This window comes from Streptomyces sp. NPDC017943, assembly GCF_044328425.1.
In the GTDB taxonomy this organism is placed as follows: domain Bacteria; phylum Actinomycetota; class Actinomycetes; order Streptomycetales; family Streptomycetaceae; genus Streptomyces; species Streptomyces djakartensis_A.
The window spans coordinates 174202-190847 of record NZ_JBIRHH010000007.1 but is presented as its reverse complement, the minus strand read 5'-3'; the positions used below and the strand labels follow the sequence as shown (position 1 = coordinate 190847).

At 71.4% G+C, this 16646-nt stretch carries 18 protein-coding genes; 1 reads left to right on the top strand and 17 read right to left on the bottom strand.

Features of this window, described 5'->3' with window-relative positions:
* Window positions 1-20: 20 nt before the first annotated feature.
* The 13 genes from ACH4C6_RS23705 to ACH4C6_RS23645 form a co-directional block, all read right to left on the bottom strand.
* Window positions 21-911, bottom strand: a complete 891-nt coding sequence (locus ACH4C6_RS23705) for a diacylglycerol kinase (RefSeq protein WP_398110589.1) — start codon at window positions 909-911, stop codon at window positions 21-23.
* A 31-nt stretch (window positions 912-942) separates the two neighbouring features.
* The gene (gene tatC / locus ACH4C6_RS23700) at window positions 943-1902 is read right to left on the bottom strand and encodes a twin-arginine translocase subunit TatC (RefSeq protein WP_398110588.1); all 960 of its coding nucleotides are present in this window, start codon (window positions 1900-1902) and stop codon (window positions 943-945) included.
* Window positions 1903-1949: 47 nt separating this feature from the next.
* Entirely contained in the window at window positions 1950-2231 is a 282-nt protein-coding gene (tatA, locus tag ACH4C6_RS23695) for a Sec-independent protein translocase subunit TatA (RefSeq protein WP_333934557.1), read from the bottom strand.
* Between the two features lie 252 nt (window positions 2232-2483).
* On the bottom strand, window positions 2484-2678 hold the full coding sequence (locus tag ACH4C6_RS23690; protein ID WP_398110587.1) for a hypothetical protein: 195 nt from the start codon (window positions 2676-2678) through the stop codon (window positions 2484-2486).
* Window positions 2679-2723: 45 nt separating this feature from the next.
* Entirely contained in the window at window positions 2724-2984 is a 261-nt protein-coding gene (locus tag ACH4C6_RS23685; RefSeq protein ID WP_398110794.1) for a hypothetical protein, read from the bottom strand.
* A 133-nt stretch (window positions 2985-3117) separates the two neighbouring features.
* Window positions 3118-4191, bottom strand: a complete 1074-nt coding sequence (locus ACH4C6_RS23680; protein WP_398110586.1) for a helix-turn-helix transcriptional regulator — start codon at window positions 4189-4191, stop codon at window positions 3118-3120.
* A 19-nt stretch (window positions 4192-4210) separates the two neighbouring features.
* Entirely contained in the window at window positions 4211-5188 is a 978-nt protein-coding gene (locus tag ACH4C6_RS23675) for a helix-turn-helix transcriptional regulator (RefSeq protein WP_398110585.1), read from the bottom strand.
* A 127-nt stretch (window positions 5189-5315) separates the two neighbouring features.
* Entirely contained in the window at window positions 5316-5687 is a 372-nt protein-coding gene (locus ACH4C6_RS23670; protein ID WP_094055282.1) for an FKBP-type peptidyl-prolyl cis-trans isomerase, read from the bottom strand.
* 55 nt (window positions 5688-5742) lie between these two features.
* Window positions 5743-6723 (bottom strand): FKBP-type peptidyl-prolyl cis-trans isomerase, encoded by a 981-nt coding sequence (locus ACH4C6_RS23665; RefSeq protein WP_398110584.1) that lies wholly within the window; start codon window positions 6721-6723, stop codon window positions 5743-5745.
* A 147-nt stretch (window positions 6724-6870) separates the two neighbouring features.
* Window positions 6871-7536 (bottom strand): hypothetical protein, encoded by a 666-nt coding sequence (locus ACH4C6_RS23660; RefSeq protein ID WP_398110583.1) that lies wholly within the window; start codon window positions 7534-7536, stop codon window positions 6871-6873.
* Window positions 7537-7553: 17 nt separating this feature from the next.
* The gene (locus ACH4C6_RS23655) at window positions 7554-8123 is read right to left on the bottom strand and encodes a matrixin family metalloprotease (RefSeq protein WP_398110582.1); all 570 of its coding nucleotides are present in this window, start codon (window positions 8121-8123) and stop codon (window positions 7554-7556) included.
* 487 nt (window positions 8124-8610) lie between these two features.
* Window positions 8611-9972 (bottom strand): Pup--protein ligase, encoded by a 1362-nt coding sequence (gene pafA / locus ACH4C6_RS23650; RefSeq protein ID WP_398110581.1) that lies wholly within the window; start codon window positions 9970-9972, stop codon window positions 8611-8613.
* A gap of 9 nt (window positions 9973-9981) precedes the next feature.
* Window positions 9982-11241, bottom strand: a complete 1260-nt coding sequence (locus ACH4C6_RS23645) for an MFS transporter (RefSeq protein WP_398110580.1) — start codon at window positions 11239-11241, stop codon at window positions 9982-9984.
* A gap of 46 nt (window positions 11242-11287) precedes the next feature.
* On the opposite strand from ACH4C6_RS23645, the gene ACH4C6_RS23640 reads away from it, so the two are divergent.
* Window positions 11288-12340: a LacI family DNA-binding transcriptional regulator gene (locus tag ACH4C6_RS23640; RefSeq protein WP_398110579.1), complete on the top strand. Its 1053-nt coding sequence runs from the start codon at window positions 11288-11290 to the stop codon at window positions 12338-12340.
* A gap of 288 nt (window positions 12341-12628) precedes the next feature.
* Here ACH4C6_RS23640 and prcA read toward each other — a convergent pair whose 3' ends face one another.
* The 4 genes from prcA to dop form a co-directional block, all read right to left on the bottom strand.
* Entirely contained in the window at window positions 12629-13372 is a 744-nt protein-coding gene (prcA, locus tag ACH4C6_RS23635) for a proteasome subunit alpha (RefSeq protein ID WP_398110578.1), read from the bottom strand.
* A gap of 69 nt (window positions 13373-13441) precedes the next feature.
* Window positions 13442-14287, bottom strand: coding sequence for a proteasome subunit beta (prcB, locus tag ACH4C6_RS23630; protein ID WP_398110577.1), 846 nt, complete (start codon window positions 14285-14287; stop codon window positions 13442-13444).
* A gap of 328 nt (window positions 14288-14615) precedes the next feature.
* Window positions 14616-14834 carry a ubiquitin-like protein Pup gene (locus ACH4C6_RS23625; protein WP_333934568.1) on the bottom strand — a complete coding sequence of 73 codons (219 nt, stop codon included), beginning with the start codon at window positions 14832-14834 and terminating at the stop codon, window positions 14616-14618.
* Between the two features lie 188 nt (window positions 14835-15022).
* Complete coding sequence (gene dop / locus ACH4C6_RS23620) at window positions 15023-16534, bottom strand: depupylase/deamidase Dop (RefSeq protein WP_398110576.1); 1512 nt, start codon at window positions 16532-16534, stop codon at window positions 15023-15025.
* Between the last annotated feature and the right edge of the window lie 112 nt (window positions 16535-16646).

The window sequence follows — 16646 nt, the reverse complement described above, 5'->3', positions numbered from 1 at the left end:
GCCCCTCGGATCGGCGCAGCTCAGGGGCCGACGACCCGCACGGCTCCGCGGACGCAGCGGGCACTCAGCGGCAGCGCGCCGAGCGCCTCCCCGTCGGCGTAGCCGGTGACGCCGTCGGCGGCGATCTCCACCCGGGCCGCCCGCACCACGGTCACCCGCGGGTGCTCGACATGGGTCCCCCGGTAGACACCCGGGAAGACGCGCAGCAGCGTCCTGCGGCTGCACGGTCCGACGACCGTGACGTCGAACAGCCCGTCGGTGAGGTCGGCGTCCGGGCAGATGCGCATGCCGCCGCCGTAGGAGGGGCCGTTGCCGACCGCCACCAGGGTCGCCTCGACCTCCAGGGCCTCGCCGTCGTCGAGCCGGAGACGGTAGGGCACGGGTCGCAGGCCGGCCAGCTCGGCGATCATCGCCAGGTCGTAGCGGAGGCGTCCGGCGGGCCAGCGCATGCGGTTGCCGCGGTCGTTGACGCGGGAGTCGAAGCCGGAGGCGAGCACCGTGCCGAACCAGCGGTTCCCCACCTGTCCGAGGTCGACGTCGCGGATCCGGCCGCCCTTGAGCGCGTCGGCGATCATGCGGCCCGCGGCGGCCGGTTCCCGTACGGGCATGCCGAGCGCGCGGGCGAAGTCGTTGCCGGTGCCGACGGCGACCAGGCCGAGCGGCGTGCGCGTGCCGGCGACGGCGCGCAGTGCCAGGTTGGCCATGCCGTCGCCGCCGACGGCGACCAGCGCCCCGGTGCCGCCCGCCACGGCGGCCCGCGCGCGGGCCAGGGCGTCCTCGGCGTCCTCCCCGAGCACCGTGCGCACGGAGAAGCCGGCCGCCCGCAACGCGGAAGCGGCCGGCTGCGCCGCGCGGGCGCCCCGGCCGCGGCCCGCGGTGGGGTTGACGAAGAGGGTGATCTCGCTGGTCACGGGGATGACCCTACGAGCCGGCCGGCGGTCCTCAGGTCACGTCGTCATAACCGTTGACCCGGTCCGTGCGCTCGCCGCTCGCCTGCTCGGGCAGGGCGGCCCGGCTGGTGGTCACGGGCTCGATCTCGCCGATGTCCTCGGGCGTGAGATCCAGCTCGGAGGCCTCGTCGTCGGCGGGGCCGAGGGCGTCGCGGCGGGCACGCCGCCTGTCGTTCGCGAGGGCGATCGCGCTCGCTGCGAAGTACAGAACCCAGATGGGGCCCGCCAGCGCGAGCATGGAGATCGGGTCGGTGCTGGGCGTGGCGACCGCGGCGAACAGGGTGATGCCCAGGATCATGCCCCGCCACCAGCCCGCCATCCGCTTGCCGGAGAGGACGCCCCCGAAGTTCAGCATGACCAGCAGCAGCGGCAGCTCGAAGGAGAGCCCGAAGACGATGATCATCCGCATGACCAACTGCAGGAGATCATCGAGGGGGAGCTGGTTGTCGCTGCCGATGATCGAGAACTCGAGCATCACGGACGCCATCTTGGGCAGCGACCAGTAGGCGAAGTAGGCGCCCGTGAGGAACAGGGGGAACCCCGCGGCCACGAAGGCCAGCGAATACTTCTTCTCGTGCCGGTGCAGGCCCGGGGCCACGAAGGCCCACAGCTGGTACAGCCACACCGGAGCCGCGAGTGCCACACCGGAGGACAGCGAGACCGTGAGGGCGAGCGTGAACGGGCTCAGCAGACCGTTCTGCACGATCCGCGCGCACTGCGTTTCCTCGGTACCCCTCGCCAGTTCGGCGAAGCTGTACTTGCATCCCACCGCGTCGAGGATGGGATCGGTGAAGAACTGGATGATGTCCTTGTAGAAGAAGGCAGCGACCACGGTCGTGACGACGATCGCCAGCAGGCTCTTCACGAGCCGGTTGCGGAGCTCGCGGAGGTGCTCCGCGAGGGGCATCCGCCCCTCGGGATCCTTCTCCTGCTTGCGGGCAGACTTCAGCAACCCACGTTCCCATCTCGTGCGGCGGGCCGGAGGTCACCGGCCCTGCGTCAGCGCTTGGTCGTGTCCGTGGGCTCGTTGACCGGGCGCGAGCTGGTCACGTCGCCGGGAGCGGCCTGGATGGTGCGCTGCGAGGGCTCGTCCGTGTTCGGCGGGCCGGCCGGGGTGGTGGACGACTTGTTCTCGTCCTTCATCGCCTTGGCCTCGCTCTTGAGGATGCGGGCGGACTTGCCGAGCGACCGAGCCATGTCCGGAAGCTTCTTCGCGCCGAACAGCAGGATGATGACGACGAGGATGAGAATGATCTCGGGGGCTCCGAGCCTTCCGAACATAAGTCTTTACCTTCTCACCGAGGCGGCTGTGGTGGGGTGCTGTCCGACCGGTCGGACACATGTCCGGACGATCGGGTCGACAGCGATCGTAACGCCCGGGGGTGAACGTGAGGCAATCCCTCTGCGTCCCCTGTGCGTACTCCCGTCCGCGGCCCGCGCCTCGTTAACCGGACCACGATCAGCAGCGTACCTGTCTCCGCCTGCCCGGTGACAGGGCGAGCGGGTCCACGGCGCGCTGCACGCCCGGACGGTTCACAGGGCGTCGGCCGACCGGGCCGCGCTCTCCGCGGCCCGCTCCAGATCCTCCGCGGCCCGGTTGATCCGGCGTGCCGCGTCGGTGACCTGCCTGCCCAGGTCCTGCGCGGCCACGAAGACCCGCGCGGCGAACACCGCCAGCACGGCAAGACCCACGAATCCCACGGCAACCGCGAACATCGGCCAGAACATGACGTCGAGCCTAGACCGTCCCGGGGGGAGGTACGTCCCGGCCCGTCAGAGCGTCGAGTGCAGCCGCAGCGTGCGCACCCCGCCGCCGGTGAGCAGTTCCACGATCCGCTCCCCCGCGGGCTTGCGGACCGCCGAGCCGCACCGGGGGCAGGTGAAGGAGTAGAAGGTGGTGCGGCTGGACGCGCCGATGGCGAGGCGCAGCGCACCGGCGGCGAGCTCGAAGCGCTCCCGGCAGTCCGGGCAGCCGGCCCGGAAGAGCACCGGGGCCACGGCTCTCATGCCGGTGAAGGCGGACTCCGCCGTCATGCCCGCCGCTGAGGACGTCACCGACTCGCTCACAGACCTCGCTCCTCTTCCTCGGGTCGTTCGCCTGCGGGGTGCCGTGCCGGGCGCGCCCGGACGGTCCCGCGGGATCGCCCGCACCGCGGGCACCCCCGGATCACTCGCCCGCGCCGTCCGGCCCGTCCGCGATCGCGTGCGCCGCGTGCGGCTCCGGCGCGGGGCGGCGTGCACCGGCCGCTTCGACCGCTTCGATCCCGTCGTACGCGGCGAGCGCCTCGCTTGCGGCCCGCCGGGCGCTGCCGGCGAGCTCGGGCGGGGAGACGATCCGGCCGTCCCGCCCGAGCCGCAGCGCCAGCCGTCTGAGCGACGTGGGGTCGGGGGTCCGCAGGGTGATGCGCAGCCCGCCGTCCGCGAGCTCGTCCGCGCTGTCGTGCGGGTAGTACTCGGCCACCCAGCGGCCGCCGGGGCCGACCTCGATCACGACCTCCGGGTCCTCCGCCGCGGGCTGCACCAGGGCCTCCGACAGGTCCCGCAGTTCGATCTCCGGCGGGGCGGAGGGCTCGTCGAGGATCTTGATCTCGGCGACCCGGTCGAGCCGGAAGGTGCGGCGCGCCTCGGAGCGGCGGCACCACGCCTCGACGTAGGTGTGCCCGACGCTGACCAGGCGGATCGGGTCGATCTCCCGCTCGGTGACCTCGTCCCGGGCGGGCGAGTAGTAGCGGATCCACAGGCGGCGGCGCTCGGCGATCGCCCGGTCGACGTCGGCGAAGACACCGCCCTCGGACTCGAAGGTCACCGACAGCCGCGAGCTGGCGCCCGCCGCCTCGCCGGCTGCGGTCTCCACCTTGGCCGTCGCCCGCAGCAGCGCCTGCCGGTCGCTCTCCCGCAGTCCGGGCAGGGTGGCCACGGCCCGGGCGGCGACGAGCAGGGCGGTGGCCTCGTCCGCGGCGAGCCTCAGCGGCTCCGCGGCCTCCGCCGCGAGGGCGGCCGGGTTGTGCCACCAGATGCGCTCGCCGTCGGTGTCGATGTCGAGCAGGTCGCCGCCGCGGAAGCTGGTGCCGCACATGGGCAGCACGTCGAGGTCGGAGACCAGCTCGTCCTCGGTGATGCCGAAGGCGCGTGCCACGTCCTCCACGCGCGCCCCCGGGCGCTCCCTCAGGTACGTCACCAGGGAGAGCATCCGCCGGGTCTGGTCGATGGCGTTCACGGGCCTGACCGGTTTGCCTGCCACTGTCTTGCTCCGCTCCCCCTCAGCCCTTGGCCACGGCACGCAGCCGGTCCACCACGTCGGCCCGCAGCTCCGCGGGCTCCAGTACGACCACGTCGGGCCCGAACTCCACCAGCCAGGCGTCCAGCCCGTGGCCGTACGGAATCTCCAACTCGTCCCAGCCGTCGCCGAGTTCCCGGACCGAGGTGGCCTTCGCCCGAAGGGGGTACCCGGCGTCCGACCGCAGCCGGATGCGGGCCGAGCGGTCGGCGATCTCCCCGGCCCAGCTCGCGACGGTCTCGCGGACGGTGACCACGTCGGGCACGGGGGCCGTGTACCGGCCGCCGCGGGAGCGGACCTTGCCGGTGATGCGGGACAGCCGGAACACCCGCTCCGCGCCCCGGTCGCGGTCCCAGCCCGCCAGGTACCAGTGGCCGCGCCAGCACTCCAGCGCCCACGGCTCGACGTGCCGCTGCTCGGGGTGGGCGGCGGTGGCCTTGCGGTAGTCGAAGACGACCGGGCGCCGGTCCCGGCAGGCCAGCATCAGCGGTTCGAACGCCGCCTCGTGCACGGGGATCCGGGGTTCCAGCGCGCCGTGCGACCCGTACGGGTCGACGTCCTCGGGCAGTCCGGCGGCGCGCAGCTTCTGCAGGGCTCCGCTGGCCGCTCCGGCGAGCCGGGCCTGCTGCCACACCTTGGCGGCCAGCCCCAGCGCGGCGGCCTCCTCCGCGTCCAGGGTGATGGGCGGGAGGCGGTTGCTGTCGCGGCGGGCCATGTAGCCCACCTCGCCCTCGAGGCTCTCGACCGTCTCGATCACCAGGCCGAGTTCGCGCAGGTCGTCCTTGTCCCGCTCGAACATGCGGTTGAACGAGTCGTCGGACCCGGCCGAGCCGCTGCCCGGCCCGAAGGCCTCGACGTAGGCCTCGATGGAGTCGCGCAGCTCGCGCTTGCTGAGCGGCCGCCGGGTCCCGAGCAGACACAGCGCCAGATTCATCAGCCGCTCGGCCTTGGCAATGGCCATCGACGCGCTTCGCCTCCCTATGGTGCTTACGAGCGATGACCGTACCGCCACACGGTGGTACGGCAAAAGCCGAGGGCCCATGCCGGACAGGCATGGGCCCCAGGTGATCGAGTCTGTCGGACCGTGATCAGACGCCGAGCAGGTCGACCACGAAGATCAGCGTCTCGCCGGGCTTGATCGCCGGGGTCGGGCTCTGGTTGCCGTAGGCGAGGTGGGCGGGGATGGTCAGCTGGCGGCGGCCGCCGACCTTCATGCCCTGCACACCCTGGTCCCAGCCCTTGATGACCCGGCCGCCGCCCAGCGGGAAGCGGAAGGGGGTGCCGCGGTTCCAGCTGGCGTCGAACTCCTCGCCGGTGCTGAAGGCCACGCCGACGTAGTGCACGGTGACCGTCTGGCCGGCCTCGGCGACCGGTCCGTCGCCCTCCCAGATGTCCTTGATCTCGAGGTCCGCCGGGGGCTCGCCGCCCGGGAAGTCGATCTCGGGCTTGTCGATGCTCACTTCATCTCTCCTTGTTGCGTGACCTGCGTCGGGGACAGTCTCACAGACAGCCGGGTCAGACCGCGCCCAGGATGTCCACGGTGAAGACCAGCGTGTTCTTGGACAGCTCGCTCTGGGGGCTCGCGCCGTAGCCGAGCGAGGGCGGGATCACCAGCAGCACCCGGTCGCCCACGTGCTTGCCGACCAGGCCCTTGTCCCAGCCTGCCACCACGGAGCCGTTGCCGATCTGGAAGGCCGTGGCACCGCCGTGGTCCCAGGAGGAGTCGAACTTCTTGCCGTCCTCCCACTTGACCCCGGTGTACTGGGCGATCAGGCCCTGGCCGGCCTCGATCTTCTTGCCGTCGCCCTTGACCAGCACCTGCTCCTTGAGGTCCTTGGGGGCCTTGACGCCCTTGGGGACGGTGATGGTCGCGGCCTTCTGCGAGGGGGCCTTCACCTCGGGCAGGCCCGACTCGGAGGCCGCCTGCTCGCCCTCGGCCTCGCCCTTGGCGTCGACGCTCGCCGCGCCGACCGGGTCGACCACCCAGATCAGCACGTCCTTGGCGGCGATGCCGGAGGACGTGTTCAGGCTCTGGCCGATCAGGTCGCCCGCGGTGCCCTGCACCAGGATGCGGCTGCCGGGCTTCTTGCCCTTCACCGCGTCGAGGACCTTCTCGGGCAGCTGCTGGCTCGGCTTGCCGATCTGCTCGACGGACTGCCGGCGCGGGGCGCTGCCGCCCGCCGCCCCCGCGGCCCAGGTGCCGCCCAGCTCCTTGTCGTCGCCCCACTTCTCGACGGTCCAGTCGAGGCGGACGAAGTCGGCGTTCTTGATCGCGCTGCCGCTGCCCGGCGAGAGCGTCTTGACGACGGTCTTCTCGGACGGGTCACCGTCCTCGGGCACGGAGATCTCGGGCTTCGCCCCGACCTTTCCCTTGACCTCGGCGACGCCTCCCGCCGCGTCGCCGTTGTTCCCGTCGTCCGACCCGCACGCGGCGGTGAACAACAGGGCGGGAACGGCCAGCAGCGCGGCCACGAGTCGTTTCGTGTTGTAGTTCATCAGTCCAACTGGGATCGGGGGTGGGGGGCCAATGTGCGCCACTCTACGGCGTACGCACGCGCGACCGGACCCGGCGGACGACACGGCGCCGCCCGGGCCGGTCACGGCCCGGGCGGCGCCGCCGCGTGTGCGGCTGGGGACGCGGGGTCAGGAAGCCCCGCCGTCCAGCGAGCGCAGCTCGCCGAGGAACTTCGTGCGGTCCACCCGGTCGGCCGGGCCGCCGTCGTGGGCGCCCTCCGCGTAGGTGGCGTCGACGAAGGCCCCGCCGGCCTTCCGGTACAGGAAGTTGGGCGTCAGGGCCGGGGACTTCTCCGAGTCGACGGCCTCGTAGGCGCTGCCGAACACCACGAGCGAGGCACCCTTGGCGAAGGTCTTCTTCGCCGGTGCCTCGGCTATCTCGTACCGGACCCCGTCGGCGGTGCCGCCCATCGACCGCACGACCACCTCGGAGCCCTTCTTCAGGTGCCCCTTGTGGACCCGGTCGACCCGGACCACGACCGGCGTGTACACGACCTCGAAGGTCGAGCCGTCGTCGAGGACGTCCTCGGCGTGCACGTCGGGGCGCGTGCCGACGACCGTGCCCTCGAAGACGTTGTCGTTCATCGGGAACGCGAGGGCGGCCTCCGGGCTGCTGTCCACCGCGTAGGCGTGGCCGGAGACGACGCGGACGGCCTCCCCGCGCTTGCCCGCGGCCCGGTCCCGGCCGTCCCCGCCGGCGTCGGCACATGCCGTGGCGCCGAGCGCGAGAAGGGCGAGAACGGCCGCTGCGCGCGCCGCGGTGCCGCTGTGCCGCCTGATGCGTGTTGCGCTCATTTCGTGATTCCCCCGGTTCAGTAAAGGGCGCGGATGCCGGCGATGTCGTCGCTGTTCAGCGCGCGGCGGGTGCCGGTGTTGATCGCCGTCATGACCGACTTCTTCTCGGCGTCGGTGTAGGAGGAGCCGTCGGTGCAGTGCGGGGCCCAGGGATGGGCAAGGCCGTTGAAGTGGCCGACCTCGTGCACGGCGACCGTCTGCACGTCCGCCTTGCCCTGGCTGATGTTCTGGCTGCCGTTCACCCAGCGGAAGCGGTTGGACAGGTAGAGCGTTCCGCCCTTGTGGGTGCTGCCGGACCGCTGGGTCGCGGCGTACCCGGGTGCACTGCCCATGAGGCTGGTGTAGCTGTACGAGGCGCGGAAGGCGTAGATCTGCCAGCCGCCGGTGTAGACGGGCGAGTTGTACTTCAGGGCGGAACCGCTGCGGTTCCACTGCTTCAGTCCGCCGTTGAGGCCGGCCCGCAGGCCGCTGGGGAAGGTGGTGTTGGCACCTATGGTCTTGGCGCCGGCGCTGTTCCACTTCACCATGCCGGAACGGCAGTACGCCTCGGCGTTCGACGCACTCAGCCCCACCAGCGCCGTCGTCATGACGACTCCGGCCGTGGCGAGGACGGTTGCGTGTCGGGTCCTGGTCGTGACAGAGCGCAAAGTGAGCCCCCGTTGTGTGTGGATGCCTCCGCGACCCCCGGACGGGGCCGCGCGGCACTGCCGCCCGACCCTGGTCATGGTCATGGCGGCCACCAGGAGTAAACCCGACGCCACTGACATGATCACGCGAATATTCCGGCCACCGCGGAGGTCCGCCCGGACCGGGCCGGCGCCCGTTCCGGCGTGTCGGACAGGGGTGTTCGAGACGCCGTGATATAGGCAGCCGATGCACAGCCGTCCGGCGCCGTCGTCCGGCCGGGACAAATCACCGGAGAATGGGATGGGAACGGACTATTCCGCTCCGAGGGCGCACGGGAGCGCGAGTGACGTCCTTCACAGCCGGGACAGCAAAAAGCCCGGTGTCCGGAGGGTGTGACACCTCCGGGCACCGGGACGACCGCCGGGCAGGCCGCCCGGCGGAACGCCGTCACATGCCGGCGATCAGCTTCTCCACCCGGTCGTCCACCGAACGGAACGGGTCCTTGCACAACACGGTGCGCTGCGCCTGGTCGTTGAGCTTCAGGTGCACCCAGTCGACCGTGAAGTCCCGGCGCTGCTCCTGGGCCCGCCGGATGAAGTCGCCGCGCAGCCGGGCCCGAGTGGTCTGCGGCGGGACGGACTTGCCCTCGAAGATCTTCAGGTCGTTGCAGACCCGGGCCGCCTGACCCTTCTTCTCGAGCAGGTAGTACAGGCCACGACGGCGGTGGATGTCGTGGTAGGCGAGGTCTATCTGCGCGACCCGCGGATTGGACATCGTCATGTTGTGCTTGGCCCGGTAGCGCTCGATGAGCTTGTACTTCATGACCCAGTCGATCTCGGTGCCGATGCGGTCGAGGTCCTCGCTCTCGATCGCGTCCAGCGTGCGGCCCCACAGCTCCAGCACCCGCTCGACCGTGCCGGTGCGGACGCCGCGGCGCTCGCAGAAGTCCAGCGCCTTCTCGTAGTACTCGCGCTGCACCTCCAGGGCGGAGGCCTCGCGTCCGCTGGCCAGGCGGACCTTGCGGCGGCCGGTGATGTCGTGGCTGACCTCGCGGATCGCCCGGATGGGGTTCTCCAGGGTGAGGTCGCGCATCACCGTGCCGGCCTCGATCATGCGCAGCACCAGATCGGTGGCGCCGACCTTGAGCAGGTTGGTCGTCTCGGACATGTTCGAGTCGCCCACGATGACGTGCAGGCGGCGGTAGCGCTCGGCGTCCGCGTGCGGCTCGTCGCGCGTGTTGATGATCGGGCGGGAGCGGGTGGTCGCCGAGGAGACGCCCTCCCAGATGTGCTCGGCCCGCTGGCTGACGCAGTACACGGCCCCGCGCGGCGTCTGCAGCACCTTGCCCGCGCCGCACAGCAGCTGGCGCGTGACCAGGAACGGGATCAGGATGTCCGCCAGCCGCGAGAACTCCCCGTGCCGCGCCACGAGATAGTTCTCGTGGCATCCGTAGGAGTTGCCCGCCGAGTCGGTGTTGTTCTTGAAGAGGTAGACGTCGCCCGCGATTCCCTCCTCGTGCAGGCGTCGTTCGGCGTCCACCAGAAGTCCTTCGAGAATGCGCTCGCCGGCCTTGTCGTGGGTGACCAGTTCGATCACGTTGTCGCATTCCGGTGTCGCGTATTCCGGATGCGAACCCACGTCGAGATAGAGGCGGGCGCCGTTGCGAAGGAAGACGTTGCTGCTGCGGCCCCATGACACGACACGGCGGAAGAGGTACCGCGCCACCTCGTCAGGAGACAGGCGGCGCTGTCCCCTGAACGTGCACGTGACGCCGTACTCGTTCTCCAGCCCGAAAATGCGGCGGTCCATGAGGGAACATTACGCCCGATCCCCTGAACTGAAACGGGGTTCGAGGGCACGGTTCGGATCATTTTCCGAACCGGCCGCAACGACCGCCCCCTGGCCGGGAGCTGCGACTACCCGTCCTGTGGCGATCAAAACCAGCAGGGACACGCCGCCCGCGACGGCCGGCACGGTGAAGCCCCACAGGGCCCCGCCCTGCTCGACGACGGGCCCGGCGACGCCCGTTCCGACCGAGTGGCCGACCGTGAAGGTGGTCACCAGCCAGGAGAACGCCTCGGTGACCGTGCCGCGCGGCGCGTGCCGGTCGACCAGGACGAACGCGCAGGCGATGGCGGGCGCGAGGAACACGCCGGCGAGCGCGGTCAGCGCGACCATCGCCACCGCGTCCGGCATCAGCATCAGCGGCAGGTAACACACCACCAGAAGCGCCACCAGCACGCGCAGTCGCCGCGCGGGCTCGCCCGCCCACTGCCGCGCCCCGTACACGGCGCCGCCCACCAGCGCGCCGAAGCCCAGCGCCGCCATCAGCCACCCGTAGACGGCGTCGCCGCCGTGGTCGTCCGCGTACGGCACGGAGGCGACCGTGATGGACCCGAGGGCCATGCCGATGAAGAGGAACGCCGCGAGCAGCGCCAGCAGCCCCGGCGAGCGCAGCGCGCCCAGCCAGTGCGCCTCGCGCGGCGCCGACCGCCAGGCCCGTGAGGGCTTGGAGACGACGACCGACAGGGCACCCACCACCCCGACCGCGTTCAGCACCAGCAGCGCCGCCTGGGCCGACCAGAGGGACACGCACAGCGTCACCAGCAGCGGCCCGACGGTGAAGATGACCTCCTGGGCCACGGCGTCCATGGCGTACGCCGTGTGCACCTGGTCCTCGCGCCGCAGCACCGACGGCCACAGCGCCCGCAGCCCGCCCTCCAGGGGCGGCGTGAAGAGCCCGGCGGCCGCGACGGCGGCGTAGGCGAGGGGCAGCGAGCCGACGCCGGAGAAGGCGAAGACGGCCATGGACAGCGCCGACAGCACGGCGGCGGGCAGCTGCACCCGGGGCTGCCCGCGCAGGTCCACGAGCCGCCCCAGCACCGGCTGCCCCACGGCGTTGGCGATGCCGTACACCGCCGCCAGCGCACCGGCCAGGCTGTACGTGCCGCCCTCCGCCCGCACGAACAGCACGATGGCGATGGCGCCCGTGGCGTTGGGCAGCCGCCCGACGAGCGTGCCGACGAGCAGCCGGGCGGCGTGTCGCGCCCGAAGGATCTCCAGGTATCCCGTGGCCATGTCCCCGCCCTAGGTTTTACGTATAACGTCGAGTTCCATACGTACCATGTCCGCTGTTCACGAGTCCAGACGAAAGAGCAGGCCCACGGTGGCACGAGGCAGCACCCGCCCCACGAGCCGGGACGTCGCCCAGGCCGCCGGCGTCTCCCAGGCGGCCGTCTCCCTGGTCCTCGGGGACAAGTGGCGCGGACGGGTCTCCGAGGCCACGGCGGAGCGGGTCCGGGAAGCCGCCCGCGACCTGGGCTACCGCCCCAACCTGGCCGCCCGCCACCTGCGGCTGGGCCGCACGCGCACGGTGCTGCTGGTCGTCCCGGCCCTCACCACGGAGTTCTTCGCCGGTGTCTACACGGGCGCGACCCGGGTCGCCGCCGAGCACGGCTTCGGCGTGGTCCTCTACCCCTCCCCCGAGGGCATCGGCCCCGCCCGCGACCCCTTCGCCTCCGCCCAGGCCGCGCTGGACGGCGTCATCGCCTCCTCCATGGCCGCGGACGCCCTGACCGCCATCCGCGGCGAGGCACTCCCCCTGGTGATGCTGGACAGCGACCCGCACGGCAGCCTGGGCGCGGCGACGGTCAACCTGGACATCGCCGACGGTGTCCGCCAGGCCGCGGACCATCTGCTGGCCCTGGGCCACCGCCGCTTCCTCCACCTGGCGGCGGACGTCCCCTCCTGGACCTTCGAGGTCCGCGCCCGGGAACTGGCCGCGCGGCTGGACGACGTGCCGGGCACCTCCCTGCGCACAGCCCGCTCCCCGATCTCCATCGCGGGAGCGGTGGCGGCCGCCGAAGCCGCCCTCTCGGCTCCCGGCACCCGCCCCACCGCCGTGATCTGCGACGACGACCAGCTCGCCGCCGGCACGTACAAGGCGGCCCGCCGCCTCGGACTGCGCATCCCGGACGACCTGTCGGTCACGGGCATCGACGACCTGGCCCTGGCCACGGCCATGGACCCGGAACTGACGACGGTCCGCCTCGACGCCGAGCTCTTCGGGGAGCACGGCATGCGGGCCCTCCTGGCCGTCCTGGAGGACCGCGCTCCCGAGAGCGGAGACATCCCGGTCCAGCTGGTCATACGAAACTCCACGGCGCCGCCTCGCTAGCCCTGCCGCCGCGTCGGTGCCGGGGCGGGGTGGGACCGCAACCCGGCACAGCGGGGTGCCGCCGTACGACGCAAGGGGCCGTGTCGGGGGGTGTCCGCCCGCAGCTGGTTGGCGCGTCGACGGACAGTGAGTCGGTACGCCACCCCATCGCGCCGTTCCGAGGACGGACACCCCCCGACACGGCCCCGACCCCCCACCCACGGCCAGGCGAAGCACCCGCGCCCTCACACACAGCGACGCGCCCCGGCCACAAACCCGCCGGCCAGGGCGCGTCACACCACGCAAGAACTACTCGGCGTCCTCCGACGCCCCCGCCGCGTCACCGCCGGCGGCACCCGCATCGAGCAGCCGCGACAGCTGCCGCCCGCTGATCCGCTTGAACTTGCGCTTCTGCGGCCGCGTCCGGTCCAGCACCGCCACCTCCAGCCGCTCCGCGGGGATCTCCCGCTCACTGCCGTTGGTGTCGCGCGAGAGCGCCTGGACCGCCAGCTTCAGCGCCTCGGCCAGCGTCATGCCGTCCTGGTGCCGCTGGTCCAGGTAGCTGCTGATCTGCTCCGCGTTGCCGCCGACCGCGACCGAGCCGTGCTCGTCCACGATGGATCCGTCGTGCGGCAGCCGGTAGATCTGGTCGCCCTCGGGGGTCTCCCCGACCTCGGCCACGACCAGCTCCACCTCGTAGGGCTTCTCGGCCGCGCTGGAGAAGATCGTGCCCAGCGTCTGCGCGTAGACGTTCGCCAGGCCTCGGGCCGTCACATCGGCCCGGTCGTAGGTGTACCCCCGCAGGTCGGCGTAGCGGACGCCGCCGATGCGCAGGTTCTCGTACTCGTTGTACTTGCCGGCGGCCGCGAAGCCGATCCGGTCGTAGATCTCGCTGAACTTGTGCAGCGCGCGGGACGGGTTCTCGCCGACGAACACGATGCCGTCGGCGTACTGCAGCACGACCAGGCTGCGGCCACGGGCGATGCCCTTGCGGGCGTACTCCGCCCGGTCGGCCATCGCCTGCTGGGGTGAGACATAGAACGGCGTCGACACCGGTTATCCGTCCCTCTCTTGAAGATTCCGTCGGTTCACTGGACCACCCTCACGAAGACGGCCGGCCGCTCACAGCAGCGCGGCCCGCGGCCCGTCGGGCTGCTCCAGCCGCCGCTGGAGGACGGAGCGCGCGATCTCGGACGCCTCGTCCTCGGTGAGCCGGCGGAAGCCGTCCTCGGTGATCACGGTGACGATGGGATAGATCCGGCGAGCGACGTCGGGACCGCCGGTCGCCGAGTCGTCGTCGGCCGCGTCGTAGAGCGCCTGGACCACGAGTGTCGTGGCCTCGCTCTCGCTCAGGTCGTTCCGGAAGAGCTTCTTCATCGCGCCGCGCGCGAAGATCGAGCCGGACCCGGTGGCCGCGTACCCGTGCTCCTCGGAGCGACCGCCGGTGACGTCGTACGAGAAGATGCGGCCCTTGTCCCGGTCGACGTCGTACCCGGCGAACAGCGGGACGACGGCCAGGCCCTGCATGGCCATCCCGAGGTTCGAGCGGATCATCGTCGACAGCCGGTTGGCCTTGCCCTCCAGGGACAGCTGGGCGCCCTCGACCTTCTCGAAGTGCTCCAGCTCCAGCTGGAACAGCTTCACCATCTCCACGGCCAGGCCCGCCGTGCCGGCGATGCCCACCGCCGAGTACTCGTCGGCGGGGAAGACCTTCTCGATGTCCCGCTGCGCGATGACGTTGCCCATCGTGGCCCGCCGGTCACCGGCGAGGACCACACCGCCGGGGAACGTCACGGCCACGATCGTCGTGCCGTGCGGTGCCTCGACGGCGCCCTGCACGGGCGGCAACTTCTTGTTCCCCGGCAGCAGTTCGGGCTGGTGATCGGAGAGGAAGTCCATGAAGGAGGAGGAGCCCGGCGTCAGGAAGGCAGATGGCAGACGCCCGGTGCTACGAGTGTTGGCTTCCACGCGATTCCTTCCACGTAAGCGGCAGCCCGCCCAGTGACGTCGGGCCGATCCTTGGTACAACCCCGGTCCTGCGGCCGGGGGCGCGGTATGCCTCGGACCCTACCCGTCCTTCGGCGGTGATCCACATGCCCGGCGGAACCAACTGCGCCGGGGTGACGCCGCATTCGCCCGCCCCGTGACCGGCGGCGGGCCGCCGGGCTCCGGACGCCGCCGACGCCCGGAGCGCCGCGCACGAGAGCGCCCTGTCACCGACTGCCCCGTGCACAGCGCTCCGCGCTCCGCCCGTCACCCGTGTCCCTCGCCCGCCTGCGGGACGAGAGCGAGCGCCCTACTGACCGCCCTTTTGCACGAAGGAGCGCACGAAGTCCTCCGCGTTCTCCTCGAGCACGTCGTCGATCTCGTCGAGGACGGAGTCCACGTCGTCGCTCAGCTTCTCCTGACGCTCCTTGAGGTCCTCGGAGCCCTGCGCCTCCGCAGACTGCTCCTCGACCTCCTCGGTGGACCGGGTGGCCTTCTGCTGTCCGCCGCCGGTGTCCTTGGTCGCCATATCCCTCACCCCGCTCGGTTCGCCCGACACAGTTGCTCGGTCAAGATCAGACCCTACTCGCCCGGTCTGACAAGGGCCCCGCAGTTGCTCCAACGTACGGGGACCACCTCGATGATTCCCGGACCTGGGCTTTTCCACCCTGTCCGGCGGGCCCCTCCCGGGTACCCACGCACCGCGCTCATCCGCGCTCACCCCCCGGACAGGACTCTGACCAGGTCTTCCGCGGTGCGGCAGCGGTCCAGGAGCTCCTTGACGTGATTACGCGTTCCGCGAAGCGGTTCCAGGGTTGGGACCCGCTGCAGGGAGTCCCGGCCGGGAAGGTCGAAGATCACCGAGTCCCAGGAGGCCGCCGCGACGTCGTCCGCGTACTGCTCCAGGCAGCGCCCGCGGAAGTACGCCCGGGTGTCCTCGGGCGGCACCGTACGGGCCCGTTCCACGTCCGCCTCGTCCAGCAGCCGCTTCATGCGCCCACGGGCCACCAGGCGGTTGTACAGGCCCTTCTCGGGCCGTACGTCGGCGTACTGGAGGTCGACGAGGTGCAGCCGCGCGGCGTCCCAGTCGAGGCTGTCCCGGCGCCGGTAGCCCTCCATGAGCTCCCGCTTGGCGACCCAGTCCAGCTCGCCGGCCAGACTCATCGGGTCGTGCTCCAGACGGGTGAGGGTGTCCTCCCAGCGGGACAGGACGTCCTTGGTCTGGTCGTCCGCGTCGGCGCCGTAGCGCTCCTCCACGTACTTGCGGGCCAGCTCGTAGTACTCCATCTGCAACTGGACCGCGGTGAGCGTCCGGCCGCTGCGGAGCGTGACCAGCCGCTTGAGCGACGGGTCGTGCGAGACCTGGTGCAGGGTGCGCACGGGCTGGTCGACGGCCAGGTCCACGGCGATGAAGCCGTCCTCGATCATCGACAGCACCAGCGCGGTCGTGCCCAGCTTCAGATACGTCGAGATCTCGGAGAGGTTCGCGTCGCCGATGATGACGTGCAGCCGCCGGTACCTCTCGGCGTCCGCGTGCGGCTCGTCACGGGTGTTGATGATGGGGCGCTTGAGCGTGGTCTCCAGGCCGACCTCGACCTCGAAGTAGTCCGCCCGCTGACTCAGCTGGAAGCCGTGCTCGTGCCCGTCCTGGCCGATGCCGACGCGGCCCGCGCCGGTGACGACCTGGCGGGAGACGAAGAAGGGCGTCAGGTGGCGCACGATGTCCGAGAAGGGGGTCTCCCGCTTCATCAGGTAGTTCTCGTGCGTGCCGTAGGACGCGCCCTTGTTGTCGGTGTTGTTCTTGTACAGGTGGATCGGCTGGGCACCGGGCAGCTGGGCGGCCCGTTCCGCGGCCTCCGCCATGATCCGCTCGCCGGCCTTGTCCCACAGCACGGCGTCCCGCGGGTTGGTCACCTCGGGAGAGCTGTACTCGGGGTGGGCGTGGTCGACGTAGAGCCGCGCACCGTTGGTGAGGATCACGTTGGCCAGGCCGATGTCCTCGTCGGTGAGCTGGCTGGAGTCGGCGGCCTCACGGGCGAGGTCGAAGCCTCGCGCGTCCCGCAGCGGATTCTCCTCCTCGAAGTCCCAGCGGGCCCGGCGGGCCCGGTGCATCGCCGCCGCGTAGGCGTTCACGATCTGGGACGAGGTGAGCATGGCATTGGCGTTGGGGTGGCCGGGGACGGAGATCCCGTACTCCGTCTCGATGCCCATTACTCGCCGTACGGTCATGCGGCCCTCCTTGCCCGGCGGCACCCTCGGTCGTGGGCGCCACTCAGATACCGCTGGCGCTCGGTTGCGTGTGCGGTGCCCGTCCCCGCACTGCGCGATCCGGCGGTACGGA